Below are 16805 nucleotides of genomic sequence, written 5' to 3' on the forward strand. Positions count from 1 at the left end.
CAGTGCGGCGATGTCGTACATCATCAGCGACTGGGCATAGCCCCAGGTCTCGTTGACATAGCCGCTGGTGGTGGAGGCGCCCACATACGAGCGGTAGCTCATCACCGTGTACTCCATCGAGTCCCGGCTGGAGGGCATGCCGTTCTCGTGAGGGTGCTCCAGACCGAATGCATGGCCGATCTCGTGGACGAAGGTCAGAGAGGCGTAGTTGCCCTTCACGGGGGTGTTGTAGTAGCCGTCCGAGTTGTTGAACCAAGCATCGCCGCCCTCGGCAGCCGCGGTCGGAAAATAGGCCCAGGCGGTGCTCGGCTTGTCCGACATCGCAAAGCGAAGATCCGCGTGCTGGGACGAGGTCTCGCTGATTTCCGTAAAGCTGAGATTGGCGACCGAGGCGAACATTTTCAGGGCCCCGCGCGTGGCCGTCTGCTGCCCCGAATTGAGAACGCCAAAATTGGTAATGTTCTCACCGTCTCCATAGGAAGAGCCGTAATACCCGCCGCTTGTGGGAATGCTGAAGGTGAAGCTGTTTACAGCCCATTTGACGTCGCCCAGAAGGCCGTCGATGTAAGCGTTACCGGTCGGGCTGTAGGTCGCGACTGCAGGCATTGAAAGGTCCAGATCAGGAGGAGGGGGCAGCATCCGAAAGGTCGGCAGGAAGGTGCTGCCTGATACCGGCAGGGTATAGCCGTCTCGGTTTCTAAGTTCTATTCGGGAGAATGGAGTATGCGGATCAGCAGGAGGGCAGGTGAATGGATTAATGCGCGGCACATAACGGCGGCAATGGACACGATGCCGCGCCAGGAGGGAGGGAAGGCCGCTGCGGTCGTCGAGCCCCCCGGAGGCCTCGGGTTAACGGCCCGGTCCCGACCGTCACAGCTAGAGGGCGCGGAGACGAAGGCTCGGGATTATCTCCCGGCCTCGATGTAAAAAACGCAAGCTGAGCGGGTGAAACGACATGCCTGTCCGCTCCCGCGGCCTGTTAAAATGAATTTTGTCCTACGGCTGTTCGCTCCTGAGGTGATGCAGCGGGCGATGGGGCCTCCGGTGCCTTCTTCAGCGTCTGCTCCCGTGCGAAGATAAACAATCCAGCCGCTACGACGATGACGATTCCCGCGAGGGCCACGGTGTCTGGCCATTCGTCGAAGAAGAGCGCTCCGATGAGGAGCGCCCACAGGATTTGGCTGTATTGCGCGGCTCCGAGCCGGTCCGCCGGCGCATAGGTGGTCGCGATGACGAAGAGGGCCTGAGCAACGAAAGCCGTCGCCGCGAAGGCGAGCAGGAGACCCCACTGAGGCGGTGCAGGCCATGTGAAGCCTGGGATCATCAGGATCCCGGCAATGACCGCCGTGCCGAGGAACACGCTTCCAATCAGGGTGTAGCGCTTCTCGGTGGTGCCGATCATGCGTCCCATGATTACGCCGCCCGCGGAGCAGAGAGCGGCAGCGATGGCGATGACGTGGCCGGGCAGGATCTCCCGGAAGCCCGGGCGGACGATGATGAGCACGCCGATAAAGGCCGCGCAGACGGCAAGGCCGCGCCGCCACCTGACCGTCTCCTTCAGAACGAAGATGGACAGCACCGTCACTAGACTCGGCATCAGGAACAGGAGCGCGAAGGCTTCCGCGAAGGGAAGGCTGGTGAACGCCATGACGCTCAAAGGCGTCGTTATCGAGATGAAGAAAACCCTGAGCGCCATGAGCCAGGGGCTCCTCCACCGCACGAGATCTGTCAGGCGGTCGCCGGGCTTCATGAAGGCCGGCGAGAGCAGGAGAGGGATGAGATATCCGAAGAAGGTCACCTCGAAGGGGTCGAGATCGTGACCGATGGCCTTCACCACGGCATCGCCCCAGGCGAACACGGCAAAGGCGAGGAAAGCAAGAATGATGCCTTTGACCATGTAAGGACAACTTTGAAAGACGGGCCGACTTCGAGCAGTCCCCGGGGTGGTTCAAATCCGTCGATAAGGGAATCCTATCGAGCTGCCAAGCGTGGGCGGCGCCGTTCTACAACGATGACCTTGCCCCCCTCGCCACGATCCAGGATACGGTCGGCCAAAGGTGTGCGTTCCGGCCGGCGGATTTTGGCCGAGCTCTTGAGAACCACCGGGCGCACCTCGTCCTCGGGCATGCCCATGAGCTGGGACGCGATCTCGATCTGGCACTCGATATCGTCGGTCAGCCCCTGTGCGGCGGCTATGGCCTCGTCCAGCGACGGCGGCTCGACCCGGGTGACCCGCTTGCCATGGCGGTTGGGTGTTTTCTTCGTTCCAAGCATTCCGCTTCTCCTGGACTTCCCCTTAACGTATGAGGATCTCGTTCGCACAATGCGTAGGCGTGACGGCAGGGATGCGCGTGACGCAGACTTCCGGCCCGGACGGCGCGACGTGGCTGGAAGCCGACCCGAAAACATGCTTCCACAGAACGCGTTCGGGCGGCCGGTGTTTCGCGCCAAGGCAGATGAAAGGTCAAGACGGTGTTCACAGCCAAAATTCTCCTTCTCGGTTCAGGCGAGCTCGGCAAGGAATTCGCCATCTCGGCCAAGCGCTATGGCTGCCAAGTGATCGCCTGCGACTCCTATGCCCATGCTCCCGCCATGCAGGTCGCGGACGAATCCGAAGTCTTCTCGATGCTCGATGCGGATTCCCTGAGGCAGGCCATCGAAAGGCACAGACCCGACTTCATCGTGCCGGAAATCGAGGCGATCCGCACCGAGGTGCTTCAGGAGTTCGAGGATAAGGGGGTCACGGTCGTTCCCTCCGCCAGGGCGGCTTCGCTGACCATGAATCGCGATCGCATCCGGGATGTCGCCGCCCAAGAGCTTGGCCTTCGCACCTCCAAGTACCGCTACGCGGAAAGCCTGGATGAGGCGAGGGGGGCAGTGGAGCATACGGGGTTGCCTTGCGTGATCAAGCCGGTCATGTCGTCCTCCGGCAAAGGGCAGAGTACGGTCCGCACGTCCGGGGAGCTCGAGCGGGCCTGGGAGCATGCCGTTGCCAACATGCGGGGCGACCGCAGGAAGATCATCGTCGAGGAATTCATCCCCTTCGAGTACGAGATCACTCTCCTGACCGTCCGTTCGCGGGACGGGGTGTCCTTCTGCGCGCCGATCGGTCACAGGCAGGAGCGGGGTGATTATCAGGAATCCTGGCAGCCCACGCCGATGACCGGCAAGCTTCTCGCCGATGCGCAGGAAATGGCTCGGAAGGTGGTCGATAATCTGGGTGGCTACGGCATCTTCGGCGTCGAGTTCTTCGTGACCCGGGACGAGGTGATCTTCTCCGAGCTTTCGCCCCGGCCGCACGACACAGGCCTGGTGACGCTGCTGTCGCAGAACCTGTCCGAGTTCGATCTCCATGTCCGGGCCGTGCTCGGACTGCCGATTCCATCCATTCGTTTGAATGGCCCCACCGCTTCCGCCGTGATCCTCGCCGACCGGGATGCCGAGCGCTTCTCCATCAAGGGGCTCAAGGAAGCGCTTTCGCTGAGCGCCGGAGAAAGCGAAGTCGAGGTTCGTCTCTTCGGCAAGCCCATGACGCGCCCGTGCCGGCGAATGGGCGTGGCCCTGGCCTCAGGCAGCACGGTGGAGGAGGCGCGGGAGCGGGCGCGGGAGGCAGCGGCAAGGATCCGCATCACCTATGAAGCATGAGGTTCTTCAGGCGTAACGGGATTCCCGGTCGAGCACTTCGGTCGTGCGGCGATAGAATTCCTCCGCCCGCTCGTGCGTGGGCGCGATGCAGAGCACGCCGATCTTGCCGAATTCCGAGAGGGCGCCGATCAGGTGGAACATCACTCCCTGTTGGCTGGCTCCATCGAAGTGGAGGCAGTTCAGGGCCGCGATGTCGATGAGATCTCCGGGCAGAAGTCCGCGGTAAGCGTCCGATTGCAGGTTGTCAGAGGCGTAGTAGCAGCGCGGTTGCCCCGAGGGAGTGAGAAACGTGCCGGTCGCAGGGTCGTACTGCCCCTCAGTCAGGAACTCGAGCATGATGAAGGGATGCGTGGTGCCTCCTCTGCGCAGATTGATTTCGATGGCGTAGTGGCGCCACGCGTCGCCCTCCTTCACGGACAGGAAGTCGATGGCGAAGCGCCCGAGCACGCCCTTTGCCGCGAGAGCGCGGGCAGCTTTGCGGCCGCTTTCCTGGATCTGAAGCCGGTAATCCTCGTCAGCTGGGAAACGGCACCCGAGAAAAACCTGGCCGCTTTCCCCGCCGAGAACCTGATCGTGAGTTGAGACCGCCTCCAGCTGGCCAATCGGGTCGACGCGGAACTGTGCGGAAGGCGAGCGCTTCACATCGCCTTCGATGAATTCCTCGACAATACCGCCCATGCTCGCAAGCTTTTCGGAGAAAAGCTCCCAGGTCATGTCCGGGGCCTCGAAGGCGAGTTGGGGCAGCCGCTCCCTGATCCATGGGCGCAGGGCAGCGCCCTCGGGAGCACCCTCATAGGAGAAGAGGGCATTGCCCTCGCCCGAGAAGCCTTCCTCGAGTTTGACGACTGCCCTCTTCATGCCAGGCCTGCGGGCCCTCAGCTCTTCCAGCGCGTCGACGATCTCATCCACGCCGCGCAGTTCCTCGAAGCCTTCCGGCATATCGATGCACGCTTCGCGGAAGATCTTGCGGGAGCCGCTCTTCGACCCCCAGTGCAGCAGGTCCGGATCGCAGCCGTAGATTGGCAGGTTCAGGCGCAGAGCGAGACTGCGCTCCTGCTCGGTGACGTTGAAGCAGATCATGTAGGCGGCTTCGGGATCGGGGATGGAAGCCCGGATCCGGTCGAGCAGGCGAGGGCGGGCGAGGATCTTCTCCGTCAGGGGAATGGCCGAGCCGTCATGGCATGAGAAAAGGGTGAGACGGCTGCGGGCATGCTGTGCCGGGATGCCCGGCAGGAGGTGCAGGTAATAGTCGATGATCGATTCCGGGATCGGGTAGCTCGACACATAAATCACGCGGGTGCGCGGCATCCGGAGCTGCATGAGATAGCACAGCATGCGCTCCTCGTAATGGTGGGCACCCGAGATGCCGGCCAGCACCTCCTGATCCATGCTCAGGCTCGGGACAATGAGAACGGTCCGGGGCGCGCCGTGATCCGAAAAGGATTCGAACGCCTTCGCGAGCCGTGCCTGGAGTGAATGAAAATCATCCGCCTTGGCATCCGCTTCGATGCCGGCTGCAGTCAAAGGAGCATATTTCGTTTCCAATCGAGCACCCAATCACGTGCGATGCCGGGACCAGGGTCTCCGAAGCATGTTCCAAACCGCAACGTTTCTGGCAAAGTTTGGTTGCGGGGGCGGGAGCCTGAGCCGTGACGGAGCTGGCCTCGGCCGGGAACCGTCCTAAATATGGCGGTGCTCCAAGCGGCGAATTTTTAGGGGGAGCTGGGGTAGACCAGCTTAAAGCATTGAAATCGATAAACTTTGAGGCTCTCTTCAACGCCTCGCCGAACCCGTACGTGCTGCTCGACCCCTCGCTCGTCATCATGGGGATGAACGATGCGTATCTGCGCGTCACGATGCGCACGCGCGAGGAGCTCATGGGGAGAGGCATGTTCGAGGCGTTTCCCAGCGACCCGGATTCGGAGAGCTACAAGCAGCTTCGGGCGTCGTTCGACCGCGTGGTCCAGGAAAAGGTGACCGATCATCTGCCGCTCATCGAGTACGCCATTCCCCTGCCCAACGGCCAGGGCTTTGAAGAGCGCTACTGGAGCGCGACCCATACGCCTCTGTTCAACGACGCCGGGGAGCTGATCTCCATTCTTCAGCATACGGTGGACGTGACCGAGCTGCACCACCTTCGAAACTTCGCGAAGACCTCGGCTTTCCTGTCCGGCCCGTCCGCTCTGATCGAGACGGACATGTTCCGCCGCGCCCAGGCGGTTCAAGAGGTGAACCAAGCCCTCTCGCGGGAGCGTCAGCATCTGCAGGAGCTATTTGAACAGGCTCCCGGCTTCATTGCCGCCCTCAGCGGACCGGACCATGTCTTTACGATGGCAAATGCGGCCTATCGGCAAGTGGTCGGGCGATCGGACCTTGTGGGCAAGCCAGTGCGCGAGGCATTGCCCGAGGTCGTAGAGCAAGGCTTCACTCACCTTCTGGATCGGGTTTACCGGACAGGCGAGCCATTCATCGGCCGCGGCGTGCGCGTCATTCTGAAACAAGATTCCGGTGAGGATTCGGAGGAGCATTTCCTGGATTTCGTATACCAGCCCATCTTCGGCAGGGACAGAAAGGTGTCCGGCATTTTCGTCCAGGGTAACGATGTGACCGATCATCGGCGGGCGCAGAATGCGTTGCGGGAGAGCGAGGAGCGTTTCCGTGCCATCGCCAACTCCATCGACCAGCTGATCTGGGCCACCCGGCCGGACGGTTTCCACGACTACTACAATCAGCGCTGGTACGAGTACACAGGCGTGCCGGAGGGCTCTACGGACGGGGCCGGCTGGAGCGAGATGTTCCATCCCGACGACCGCGAGCGCGCCTGGAAGACATGGCGGCAGTGCCTCAAAACCGGAGAGCCCTACCATATCGAGTACCGGCTGCGGCACCGCTCGGGCCAGTATCGCTGGGTGCTGGGACGCGCACAGCCCGTCTACGACGAGCACGGGCAGATCACGCGGTGGTACGGCACCTGCACCGACATTCACGATCTCAAGCAGGCTCAGGAAGAACTGCGGGAAAGCCGCGAGCGGGCGGTGCAATCCGAGGAGGAAACAGGCCGTCTGGCGGCGATGCTGGCCGAGCGGGTTTCCGAACTCGACGCCGCCAACGAGGAGATTCAGCGCTTCGCCTACATCGTCAGCCATGACCTGCGGGCGCCGCTCGTCAACATCATGGGCTTTACGAGCGAACTCGACAACGCCCAGCGGGAGATCCAGAAATTCTACAGGAAGGTCTCGGAGGCAAAGCCGGATCTGGTTACGCCGGATGCCCGGGCGGCCATCGAATCCGACCTGACGGAATCGATCGGCTTCATCCGGTCGTCCACGGCCAAAATGGACAAGTTGATCAATGCAATTCTCAAACTCTCCCGAGAGGGACGCAGAGTCCTGATGCCGGAGCCGATCAGCATGAACAATCTGCTCGAGGCTCAGCATCACAGCCTCGCCCACCAATTGCATGAGCGTGGCGCCGAATTGCTCATTGAGCCCGTTCCCGACCTCGTCAGCGACCGACTCGCCGTGGAGCAGGTATTCGGCAACCTCATCGACAACGCGGTCAAGTATCTGGATCAGGGACGTCCCGGGAAGATCGTCGTGAGGGGCCGGGATCTGGGCATGAGCGTCCGCTACGAGATCGAGGACAACGGCCGCGGCATCGATGAGCGGGACTATGAACGGATCTTCGACCTGTTCCGGCGGTCGGGAACCCAGGACCAGCAGGGCGAGGGAATTGGACTTGCGCACGTGCGGGCCCTCGTGCGAAGGCTGGGAGGTACGATCTCGGTCAGTTCGAGATTGGGAGAAGGCTCGACCTTCACCGTCACTTTGCCCAAGTATATCAATATGAGTTCGGAGGCCGCGTAACATGCCCCACCAGCAACCCGTCACCATTATCATGATCGAGGACGACGAGGGTCACGCCCGTCTGATCGAGAAGAACATCCGGCGTGCTGGGGTGTGCAATGAAATCCGCACCTTCGCGAACGGAACGGCCGCGATCGAGCATCTGTTCAGCGCAAATGTGCGCAATGCCGGCCCGTTTCTGGTTCTCCTGGATCTCAATCTTCCGGACATGAACGGGGTCGACATTCTCGTGAAGTTGAAGAGCGACGAGAGCCTCAAGCGGGCGCCGGTGGTGGTTCTGACCACGACGGACGACCAGCGCGAGGTGCAACGGTGCTACGATTTGGGCGCCAATGTCTATATCACCAAGCCGGTCGAGTACGAGTCGTTCTCCCAGGCTATCCGTCAGCTTGGTCTGTTCCTTTCCGTGATTCAGGTTCCCGAAACGCTGTGAGCGAGACTCTGCCTATCCGCCTTCTCTATATCGACGACGATCCAGGTCTCGGGCGCCTGGTCGAGCGAGCGCTGACGCGACATGGGTTTCAGGTCACTCATGCCCTCAGCGGCGACGAAGGGCTGGAGCAGCTCGCCAAAGGCTCTTTCGATGTGATCGCCCTCGATCATTTCATGCCGGGCAAGGAGGGACTCCAGGTCCTCGCCGAGATTCAGAAGCTCGCGGATCCGCCTCCGGTCGTCTATGTCACCGGGGCGGATGAAGGGCGCATAGCGGTGGCGGCCCTCAAGGCGGGTGCGTCCGATTATGTGATCAAGGATGTCGGAGGCGTCTTCCTGGATCTGCTCCGATCCGCTGCGGAGCAGGCTCTCGAGGCCGCCCGGCTGCGCCGCGCGAAGGAGGCGGCCGAACGGGAAATGCGCGAGGCCCGCGAGCGGGCTGAGATGCTCATTCGCGAGGTGAACCACCGGGTCGCCAACAGCTTGCAGCTGGTCGCCTCTCTCGTCGCCATGCAGCAGCGAGCCGCCGCGGGCGATACGATCGCGCAGGATACCCTCGCGGAGACGCAGAGCCGGATCACTGCCATCGCCCAGATCCACCGCCGCCTCTACACCTCCAACGATGTCCGTTTCGTCGAAATGGATACCTATCTGGAAGGTCTGGTCGAGGAGCTGGAGGGCGCCATGCGTGCCGCGGGCCGGGAGCATACAATCTCCCTTCGGGCCGAGCCCATCCCCATTCCGACCGACAAGGCGGTGTCCGTCGGCGTCATCGTGACGGAGCTTGTCACGAATGCCTTCAAATACGCCTATCCGGAAGGCGCAACGGGAGACATTCGCGTCATTCTATCCAGTTCGGGCAACCAGATACTCCTCTCCGTCGAGGACGACGGGATCGGCTGGAAGGGAACGGGCCAGGTCCAGGGCAGCGGGCTAGGCACGAAGATCGTGCGGGCCATGGCCTCCAACCTGCAATCGGCCATCGAGTTCGACCCGCATTATGCCGGCACGCGAGCCGTCCTGTCCTTTTCGATCTAGGGCAAGAGAAGAGGTAAGGCGGAAGCGCATCGGGGCGTTCCCGCTCTCGTACTCCTCAGATGACGTAGAAGTCCGCGTAAGTGATCTTCAGGTTCTTGGTAAGCTGAGCGAACTTGACCGCAGCGCCTTTACCTGAGCCGTCGGCATCGTAATAGAGCGCCCCCGTCTTGCTGTCGTAGACGATGTAGTCGTTCTTGTCCTTCGCCTTGGCACCGATGGTGAAGAAATTCTTGCTCAGCGTCCCGGTCTTGGTCAGCTTTGAGAAGTACTTGTTCTCCAGACGGATCGTATCGTCCCGCACGCTGAAGTCGTTGATCGTGTCCACGTTGGAACGCCTGTTCAGGGCCGTGTCGAACACGAACGCGTCTTTGCCGGTGCCGCCCAGCAGTCGGTCGTTGCCTGAACCGCCCATCAGCGTATCGTTGCCCGCACCGCCGCTCAGCGTGTCATACCCGCTTCCGCCGTTGATGATGTTCTTGTTGGTGTTGCCGCTGATGATGTTGCTCAGGCTGTTTCCAGTGAGATTCACGGAAGCCGAACCCGACGCCGTCATGTTCTCGATATTCGCTTCGAGCGTATGGCTCACAAAAGTTATGACCTTGTCCTTGGAACTTGCCTTGGAGGTCTCGACGACTTTGTCTCGCCTGTCGTCGACATAGAAGATATCGTTGGAAGATGTTCCGACGAGGGTGTCCGCGCCCGCGAAGCCACGCATCGTGTTGCCGAGCGTCCGGTAGACGCCGTTGCCACCGCTGGCGGGGGATGACAAGGAATCGGTGATCGACAGCCCCGCCATGATGTGGGCCGCGTCCACCACGCCGTTTACACCCGTGCGTGCCGTAAAGCCGATCGTGGTCTTCTGGCCGGCATAGAGCGATCCGTTCCAGCTGGCGTTGCTGAGGTCGTAGACGACGCCGTTGGACCAGCTGGCTTCGGCCGTCGTTGCCGCGCCCCAGATGCTTTCGATCTTGAACCGGCTCTTGAGAAAGACCTCCCAGGCATTGACGCTCTCACGGGCGGTGATCGTGATCTCAGCCTGGAAGCCGCCCCACCAGGTCTTCGTGACCTTGAGAGTCGCGCTGACTTTCTTGCCATCCATGGGGAGATTGTAGGAGGTCAGCACCGCGGGCAAATCAATCGCGTCCGCATCGTCTCCGAAGATCAGATCCCTGCCGCCCGCGCCGTAGAGTTTGTCCGAGCCGGCTCCACCGATGACGACATCATCGCCACCGTTGCCGAAACCGGTGTCGTCGCCCTCGCCGCCGATGATGGTGTCGATGGTGTTGCCGCCGTAAAGCGAATCGTTCCCGGAGCGGCCGTTGAGCCCGTTTATCCCTTCGTTGCCATAAAGCTTGTCGTGGCCCAATCCCCCGATGATCGTATCGCCGTCATTGCTGCCGTAGAGGAGGAGCGGTGCAGGAGCCGTTCCGGTATTGGGCGCAAATCCCGCGGAAGCGGTCGTGGCCGTGCCCTCGGCCAGGTCGATCGGATTGGCTTTCGCAAGCTCCAGAATCCTAGCGGAGGACAGGGTGCTGCCGTCGGCCAGGACGATGGCGACATCGTCATAGCTGGGTGCCGGGTAATCGTTGAAGAGGATCGCATCGCCGCCCTGGTCCAGGATGATCGCGATCTTGTCGTGGTCTCCCGTGGGGATCCGGTTCTCGACGGAGCGAACAAGGGTGAAGGCGTGGATGTCGGCAAGGGTGTAGCCAGCCAGCTTGATCACGTCGCGACCCGGCTGGAAATCCCAGAGCAGGTCGACGCCGTCTCCCTTCTTGTAAAGAAAGGTGTCGTTGCCGTCGTTGCCGTACAGGTTGTCGCCCACTTTGACTCTCAGGCCGCCAACCCAGGTGAGGGCACCGTTGTCCCTTCCGCCGATGATCAGATCGTCGCCGCCTTCGCCCTGCATCTCGTCATCGCCCAGGCCGCCATAGATCGTATCGTTGCCATCGCCGCCCTCGATCAGATCGTCGTTCGACACGCCGGATTCTGGAGAGCCGGTCTCGGGTGGCTGAGGCGCGGGATCGTCGGCATGACCGCCATCGCCGGGGGATGCCGGCGGATTATCCGGGGGAGATGGAGGGTTGTCGCCGGGGCTGGTGGGCGTACCGCCAATGATCTTCGGATCACCGGTCATCTGCCCAACGAGCTTCAGGCTGAGGTCCCGGCCTTCGCCGTTGTTGCTGACACTGGTCAGTCGGAGCCCGAAATGCTGCTGAAGCACAAATTCGAGGCCCAACGGCTCGGAAGCGCTCAAGGTGAAACTGGTCTCGCGGATGTCGTCCTTTCCGCTCCCCGATGTCCCGAACGCGATGCCGACGTCGAACGGACCGGCGGACTTTCCGACTTCGCCTTCCATGGTGGCGTCCTTTTCGACGGTCATCACCCTGTCGGCACTGGAGACATAGGTCGTAACGTCGGGCCCGCTCACCTTCAGGCTCGAGAGCAGCGTCTCGTCCGATACGTGGAAGAAGAGGCCGCGAATATCCGCGATGTCGGCCACATCCGCAGAACTCGAGATGACGTCGATCACCCTAACCCTGAAATTGAGGTTCCCTTCCGGGGTTTCCGTGACGGTGACGAGTGCGCCCGGCTCGCCGTTGATGAAGAGGTCGATTGCCCGAACTGACGTGGAGGACATTGGAGGCCTTGTTCTTATGGTGGCCCTACCAATGCTCCACTGAGGAAAATAGTCAAGCTAACAACAAACGTAAGATAAAGTCGTCGCCTTGTTGCATTGTATCGATTAGGACGTGGATTCCTTGCTCGTCTGGTGACCTGTCGACTGACTACTTCTCATGCTCCCCTTTGTATGGGGGCGATGCCGCCCTGGTCTTGATGGCGCTGGCGATCAGGTTCAGTTCCCGTTGAACGCGATTCAGGCGCGAGAGGATCTCTCCATCCTCCATGACCGAGAGGTTCTGGAGGCGCTGCTCGGTCGGCGTCTGGTTGATATAGCGGCGGATTTCTTCCAGAGTCGTCGGACCGATGTTCGGAACCGTCAGCCATTGCGCGTCCGAGATGCTGGCGACTTCCCTGATCGTGGGACATCGGCCGTGGAACTCGGCGAGAACCGCACCTCGTACCCGTCCCGAGCACTTCTCGATAGGAAATGGATCGTCCAAACCCATCTCGCTTCCCCGATCCTCAACCTGTGAAGCATCGCCAGCTAGCATCGGACCCTTCCGAACTTGGCCTTACAGGCTCACATGCGTATCTGTTGCATGTGGAAAAGAGCAGAGTTCCTTAGGTCGATACAAGGCGTGCTTGGGGGGTAGCCAAATCGGCTCGTGTGGCGAGTGTATGGCAAGCGGGCAAAATTCGGGTCTGGAGATTGTGCATAAATCAGGTTCGCATCGGTGCCTCCGACGATAGGCCGACTCGGCTCGTGGGCAACATGCGGCCGGTCTGCCGAGCGCGGATATGCCAGGAGAAGGCCTTTTCCAGCAGATGGAGAGTTTGCCCTTCGCGCTGAGTTGTGCGTTTCAGGTAATCGGCCGCGAGTTCGCGGTAGCTCGGGTGAACACGGTTTTGGATGATGGTTGGGGCGCGTCCTCGCGGCGTCAACCCGCTCAGATCGGCAAGGTCGATCTCGGTGGCGATTCCGTCCGCGTGGTATTCGTTGTGGTCCATGTGGGGCACCATGGGAGCGATGAGAAACAAGGCGCCGTCATTGGCAAGCGCCTTCGTGACAAAGATTTCGAGATAGGCGTTGCGCGCGAAGTCAACCGAACCGCCGATGCCGGTCATCATATGGGTGCCGTTGACGTGGGTTGAGTTTACGTTCCCATGAATGTCGCACGCGAGCGCCGCGTTGACGCCGATCACGCTGCGTCTGCGAATGACTTCGGGGTGGTTGCCGATCTCCTGAGGCCGCGGAAAGATCTTGTTCTCGCAGCTTCCCATGTGGGGGATCACGGGCTTCTGGCTCAAGGGTGATGGACGAGCCCGACGCAATGACGAGGCCTCACGGAACCGAACAGCTCGAACATGCTGTTCCCAAGCACTTCGCTGTGCATCTTGGGATCGTGGAACGGAATGTGGATGAGCCCACGGAGCACCGCATTGGCAATGGAGCCGATACCCGCATGTTAGGGGCTGGTTGACGTCCCCATCCGTTCGCTCCGCAGCTCGCTCGGGAGAAACTCGATGAGATGGTCCGCAAGGGCGGTCGTGGCCGCATCAGGAGGGTTGATGGTCCCTGCGCCGTCGGATTTCCGTGTGATGTCGATCGCGGCGGTCTTGCTCGGATCTGCCGGAATGAACGGCATCCCGGGCCGGCTCTCCGGTGCCACGACCGGGATAGGCTCGCGAAACTGGCGGCGCGTCGGGATGTCGATCTCGTGCAGTCCATCGAGTTCGAGAGGCTGAGCCAGGTCGATCGCGACGATGACCTTCTCGGCGAGGATCGCGAAAGTCGCGCTGTTGCCGACGGAGGTCGCCGGCAACAGCGCGCGGTCTTCGGTGATCGCCGAGGCTTCGATGGCGAAGTCAAAGGGACCCAGCTGACGGGGACGAAGCATCCCCACCGTTTCGGAGAGATGCTGATCGATGAACATGACATCGCCCGTGTTGATGGCGGGGCGCAGGGTCGGATGGGCCCGTGTCAGCAGTTTGTCGTTGTCGTTGCCCGGAGACGCGCCCTCCACGAGAGCGGGGCGAACTGGTAGAGCGCCGAAAGCAGGTCGGCTTCGATTTCGAGCAACCCCTCTCCAAAGGGAGAGGACAAAGGGAGAGGATTGCGCCTAGGTACCTGCGCTCCCCCGAAAAGGCAGGGAAATCTTCTCCGGCTAGCCATTATTAGCCGGCAACCTTATTGTCGTTCCGAAACAAGGGGACTAAGCAGAAGGTTTACTCCTTATCCGTCGAATGCTGAGGAATAGATGTCCGCTACTACCGTCTTGATCCACCTTCTCGGTGAGATTGCCCTGCTTCTCTGGGGCATCAACATGGTCAACAGCGGGGTTCAGCGCGCTTTTGGCAGCGATCTGCGGTGGATTCTCGGCATCGGCCTGCGCACGCGGCTGCGTGCCTTTCTGGCGGGCGTCGGTGTGACGACCGTGCTGCAGAGCAGCACGGCAACCGCCCTGATGGTGGCCTCCTTCACCGCCGGCGGGGCCGTTGGCATCGTTCCCGCGCTTGCCGTGATGCTGGGGGCCAATGTGGGCACGACTCTGATCGTGCAGGTGCTGTCCTTCGACATCACCCTGATCTTTCCCATGCTGATTTTCTTCGGCTTCATGGCTTACAAGCGCGGCGGCTCGAGCCGGGTCAAGGATCTGGGGCGCGTCGCCATCGGTCTCGGCCTGATGCTCCTCTCGCTGCATCTGCTCGGCGAGACGATCCGGCCGATCGAATCCTCCGAAGTGCTCAAGAACGTCCTCGCGGTCATAGCGCCGGATCCGCTGATCCTGGTGCTCCTGTCCGGTTTGTTCGCCTGGATGGCACATTCCAGCGTTGCCGCCATGCTGTTCATCATGTCCCTGGCCACGGCAGGGGTCATCGATACTCATGCCGCGTTGGTGATGGTGCTCGGCGCCAACCTCGGCAGCTCCCTGAACCCGATGCTCGAAGGCCTCGGCGGCGACCCGGCGAAGTTCCGTGTGCCGTTCGGCAATCTTGCCATGCGCGTGATCGGCGGCGTCGCGGCGCTGCCGCTGATCGACCTCATTCTGGGCTACATGTCGATGTTCGAGCCCAATCCGGCTCGTATGGCGGCGAACTTCCACACGCTTTTCAATGTGGGCGTCGCTGCGATCTTCATCCTGCCGCTTCCGTGGATTGCGAAGCTCCTCACCAGGGCCTTCCCGGAGAAGCTCGTGGCCTCCGATCCCGGCACGCCGCAGTATCTCGACAAGGATGCCTTGGACACGCCCTCCGTTGCCCTCTCCAACGCGGCCCGCGAGGTTCTGCGGATGGCCGACACAATAGAGATCATGCTGCGCAGCTCGCAGGACCTGTTCCGCGAGGACGACATCAGCCGCGTGGCCGAGGTGAGCCGCACGGACGACGTGGTGGACCGTCTCTACAGCGCGATACGCCGGTATCTCAGCTCCATCAATCACGAGGCCCTGAGCGAGACGGAGGCGAAGCGGCTGTCCGACATCCTCGCCTTCGCCATCAACCTGGAGCACGTCGGCGACATCATCGACAAGAACCTGATGGAGCTGGCGGCCAAGCGCATCAAGAACCACCTGCGCCTGCCCAAGGACAGTCTCGATGACATCACCGGCATGCACAACAAGCTGCTGGAACACCTGCAACTCGCCGCTTCGGTCCTCATGTTCCAGGATATCGGCTCCGCCCGACGCCTCGTGTCGGAAAAGGAACGCTTCCGTGACCTGGAGCGGACCTTCACCCAGAAGCAGCTGGATCAGATCCGCTCCGGGCGGACAATCGGTGACACCAGCGCTCTCCAGCTCGACATCGTGCGCGACCTGAAGCGCATCGAGGCTCACATCGCAGCGACCGGCCATTCGCTCCTCGAGCAGAGCGGCCAGCTCAAGCCGAGCCGCCTGTCGTCCTGACGCCTCACAGGCGCGTCTCATCTTTCAAGCTGCGCCAGTCCATGTAGCGGACCGGCTCGGGCAGGCCGATATCCCGCCTCTCGTGGTCCGAGAGGTGGTTCAGATCGGCGATCGGCTTCCGACGACGGCGCTGCAGGCGAGATAAGCACAGCCACGTCCGCAGACGCAGCCAAGCGCTCTCGACGCCGCGCAGGCGGCGGGCATCTTCGTACCTCATGACAATCACCGTAGCTGTGCTTCGGAGGCACCTCATGGCCTCGCTGATACGGAGAGACTGCTCCTGTACGCCCGCCTTGACAAAATGAAAGCCAAGGGGCTGGCATAAGGCAGCCTTATGGATCGCCCATGTCGAACTCGCCTGCCAAACTTCCTCCGCTGAGCGCCGTACGGGCCTTCGAAGCTGCCGCACGGCATCAGAGTTTTACGCGTGCGGCGGAGGAACTCGGCATGACGCAGGCCGCGGTGAGCTACCAGATCAGGATGCTGGAGGACCGCGTCGGCGCGCCGCTCTTCGTGCGCATGCCCCGGCAGGTCGTGCTGACGGCCAAGGGCAAGCAATTGGCCCCGGCCGTGACGGAGGCTTTCGATGCCCTGCGGGCCGCTTTCGCCGGCGTGGAGGAAACGGTGCAGTCGGTGCTGGCCATTACGACGCTCAGCACCTTCGTGTCCAACTGGCTTGTTCCCCGCCTGGGCCGCTTCCAGCATCTGTTTCCGACCATCGCGGTGCAGATCTCCGTCAGCCAAGAGGTGGTGGATCTCGGTCAGAGCGGGTTCGATCTGGCGATACGCAGCGGCGAAGGGAACTGGCCCGGACTCGCGGCCCACCTTCTCTTCCCGAACTTCTTCACTCCGGTCTGCAGCCCCGATCTGATCCGGGGCACGGATCTGAGGGAGCCGCAGGATCTGTTGAAATTTCCCATCATCTCGCCGGGGGATCCCTGGTGGAGGGATTGGTTCACGGCAGCAGGCCTGCCGGATGTCGACCTGTCCCGCCGCCTCGACAACTCTCTCGGAATTCAGCATTTGGAGGGGATGGCGGCCATCGCGGGGCAGGGATTTGCTCTGGTCAATCCCTATTTCTTCAGAGCCGACCTCGCCGCGGGCCGGCTTGTCCAACCCTTCGATCTGATGGCCACGACAAGCCGTGGCTATTGGCTGGTCTATCTGAAAGCCCGACGCCGGTCTCCCAAGATCGAGGCCTTCCGCGACTGGATTCTCAGTGAGGTCGCGGGAGACGCCGAGCAGGAGTCCTGGGCCCGCAAAATCGAAACCAGGGCCTGAGCCCTGGCTTCGGAAA

At 61.7% G+C, this 16805-nt stretch carries 15 protein-coding genes; 6 read left to right on the forward strand and 9 right to left on the reverse strand.

What is annotated here, in order from left to right; genetic code table 11:
- The 3 genes from GR328_RS04865 to GR328_RS04875 form a co-directional block, all read right to left on the reverse strand.
- On the reverse strand, positions 1-606 hold a 606-nt coding region (locus tag GR328_RS04865), incomplete at its 3' end, for a matrixin family metalloprotease (protein WP_160883408.1).
- A 373-nt stretch (positions 607-979) separates the two neighbouring features.
- Positions 980-1897, reverse strand: coding sequence for a DMT family transporter (locus GR328_RS04870; protein WP_160883409.1), 918 nt, complete (start codon positions 1895-1897; stop codon positions 980-982).
- A gap of 74 nt (positions 1898-1971) precedes the next feature.
- Entirely contained in the window at positions 1972-2274 is a 303-nt protein-coding gene (locus tag GR328_RS04875; protein WP_160883410.1) for a hypothetical protein, read from the reverse strand.
- Between the two features lie 198 nt (positions 2275-2472).
- Here GR328_RS04875 and purT point away from each other — a divergent pair, with 198 nt between their 5' ends.
- Entirely contained in the window at positions 2473-3645 is a 1173-nt protein-coding gene (gene purT / locus GR328_RS04880) for a formate-dependent phosphoribosylglycinamide formyltransferase (protein WP_160883411.1), read from the forward strand.
- Positions 3646-3651: 6 nt separating this feature from the next.
- On the opposite strand, the gene GR328_RS04885 is transcribed toward purT, so the two are convergent.
- A complete protein-coding gene (locus tag GR328_RS04885) occupies positions 3652-5169 on the reverse strand; it encodes a peptide ligase PGM1-related protein (RefSeq protein ID WP_246215703.1) in 1518 nt (505 codons plus the stop codon).
- Positions 5170-5390: 221 nt separating this feature from the next.
- On the opposite strand from GR328_RS04885, the gene GR328_RS04890 reads away from it, so the two are divergent.
- The 3 genes from GR328_RS04890 to GR328_RS04900 are packed head-to-tail and all read left to right on the forward strand — an operon-like array spanning position 5391 to position 8981.
- On the forward strand, positions 5391-7511 hold the full coding sequence (locus GR328_RS04890; RefSeq protein WP_160883412.1) for a PAS domain-containing protein: 2121 nt from the start codon (positions 5391-5393) through the stop codon (positions 7509-7511).
- A 1-nt stretch (position 7512) separates the two neighbouring features.
- Complete coding sequence (locus GR328_RS04895; protein WP_160883413.1) at positions 7513-7944, forward strand: response regulator; 432 nt, start codon at positions 7513-7515, stop codon at positions 7942-7944.
- Positions 7941-8981, forward strand: a complete 1041-nt coding sequence (locus GR328_RS04900) for a histidine kinase dimerization/phosphoacceptor domain -containing protein (RefSeq protein WP_160883414.1) — start codon at positions 7941-7943, stop codon at positions 8979-8981. The genes GR328_RS04895 and GR328_RS04900 overlap by 4 nt, the downstream gene beginning before the upstream one ends.
- 55 nt (positions 8982-9036) lie before the next feature.
- On the opposite strand, the gene GR328_RS04905 is transcribed toward GR328_RS04900, so the two are convergent.
- The 4 genes from GR328_RS04905 to GR328_RS26820 form a co-directional block, all read right to left on the reverse strand.
- Positions 9037-11622 (reverse strand): calcium-binding protein, encoded by a 2586-nt coding sequence (locus tag GR328_RS04905; protein ID WP_160883415.1) that lies wholly within the window; start codon positions 11620-11622, stop codon positions 9037-9039.
- A gap of 148 nt (positions 11623-11770) precedes the next feature.
- A complete protein-coding gene (locus GR328_RS04910) occupies positions 11771-12112 on the reverse strand; it encodes a hypothetical protein (protein WP_160883416.1) in 342 nt (113 codons plus the stop codon).
- 214 nt (positions 12113-12326) lie between these two features.
- Positions 12327-12887, reverse strand: coding sequence for an acetyl-CoA hydrolase/transferase C-terminal domain-containing protein (locus GR328_RS26815; RefSeq protein ID WP_205789759.1), 561 nt, complete (start codon positions 12885-12887; stop codon positions 12327-12329).
- Positions 12888-13072: 185 nt separating this feature from the next.
- Positions 13073-13630, reverse strand: coding sequence for a sugar phosphate isomerase family (locus GR328_RS26820; RefSeq protein WP_205789760.1), 558 nt, complete (start codon positions 13628-13630; stop codon positions 13073-13075).
- 234 nt (positions 13631-13864) lie between these two features.
- Between GR328_RS26820 and GR328_RS04920 the strand changes: the two genes are divergently transcribed.
- Positions 13865-15508, forward strand: a complete 1644-nt coding sequence (locus GR328_RS04920) for a Na/Pi cotransporter family protein (protein ID WP_160883417.1) — start codon at positions 13865-13867, stop codon at positions 15506-15508.
- Between the two features lie 4 nt (positions 15509-15512).
- Here the strand turns inward: GR328_RS04920 and GR328_RS04925 are convergent, their stop codons facing one another.
- The gene (locus GR328_RS04925; RefSeq protein ID WP_160883418.1) at positions 15513-15725 is read right to left on the reverse strand and encodes a hypothetical protein; all 213 of its coding nucleotides are present in this window, start codon (positions 15723-15725) and stop codon (positions 15513-15515) included.
- A gap of 128 nt (positions 15726-15853) precedes the next feature.
- Here GR328_RS04925 and gcvA point away from each other — a divergent pair, with 128 nt between their 5' ends.
- Positions 15854-16789 carry a transcriptional regulator GcvA gene (gcvA, locus tag GR328_RS04930; RefSeq protein WP_160883419.1) on the forward strand — a complete coding sequence of 312 codons (936 nt, stop codon included), beginning with the start codon at positions 15854-15856 and terminating at the stop codon, positions 16787-16789.
- Positions 16790-16805 lie beyond the last annotated feature (16 nt).

This window comes from Microvirga makkahensis (assembly GCF_009830105.1).
GTDB classification, from domain to species: Bacteria; Pseudomonadota; Alphaproteobacteria; order Rhizobiales; family Beijerinckiaceae; genus Microvirga; species Microvirga makkahensis.

Coding starts and splice junctions, on each gene's coding strand:
- GR328_RS04905 (WP_160883415.1), bottom strand. CDS start 11,622: ATGTCCTCCACGTCAGTTCGGGCAATCGACCTCTTCATCAACGGCGAG.
- GR328_RS04870 (WP_160883409.1), bottom strand. CDS start 1,897: ATGGTCAAAGGCATCATTCTTGCTTTCCTCGCCTTTGCCGTGTTCGCC.
- gcvA (WP_160883419.1), top strand. CDS start 15,854: ATGTCGAACTCGCCTGCCAAACTTCCTCCGCTGAGCGCCGTACGGGCC.
- GR328_RS04910 (WP_160883416.1), bottom strand. CDS start 12,112: ATGGGTTTGGACGATCCATTTCCTATCGAGAAGTGCTCGGGACGGGTA.
- GR328_RS04875 (WP_160883410.1), bottom strand. CDS start 2,274: ATGCTTGGAACGAAGAAAACACCCAACCGCCATGGCAAGCGGGTCACC.
- GR328_RS04895 (WP_160883413.1), top strand. CDS start 7,513: ATGCCCCACCAGCAACCCGTCACCATTATCATGATCGAGGACGACGAG.
- GR328_RS04925 (WP_160883418.1), bottom strand. CDS start 15,725: ATGAGGTACGAAGATGCCCGCCGCCTGCGCGGCGTCGAGAGCGCTTGG.
- GR328_RS26815 (WP_205789759.1), bottom strand. CDS start 12,887: ATGGGAAGCTGCGAGAACAAGATCTTTCCGCGGCCTCAGGAGATCGGC.
- GR328_RS04920 (WP_160883417.1), top strand. CDS start 13,865: ATGTCCGCTACTACCGTCTTGATCCACCTTCTCGGTGAGATTGCCCTG.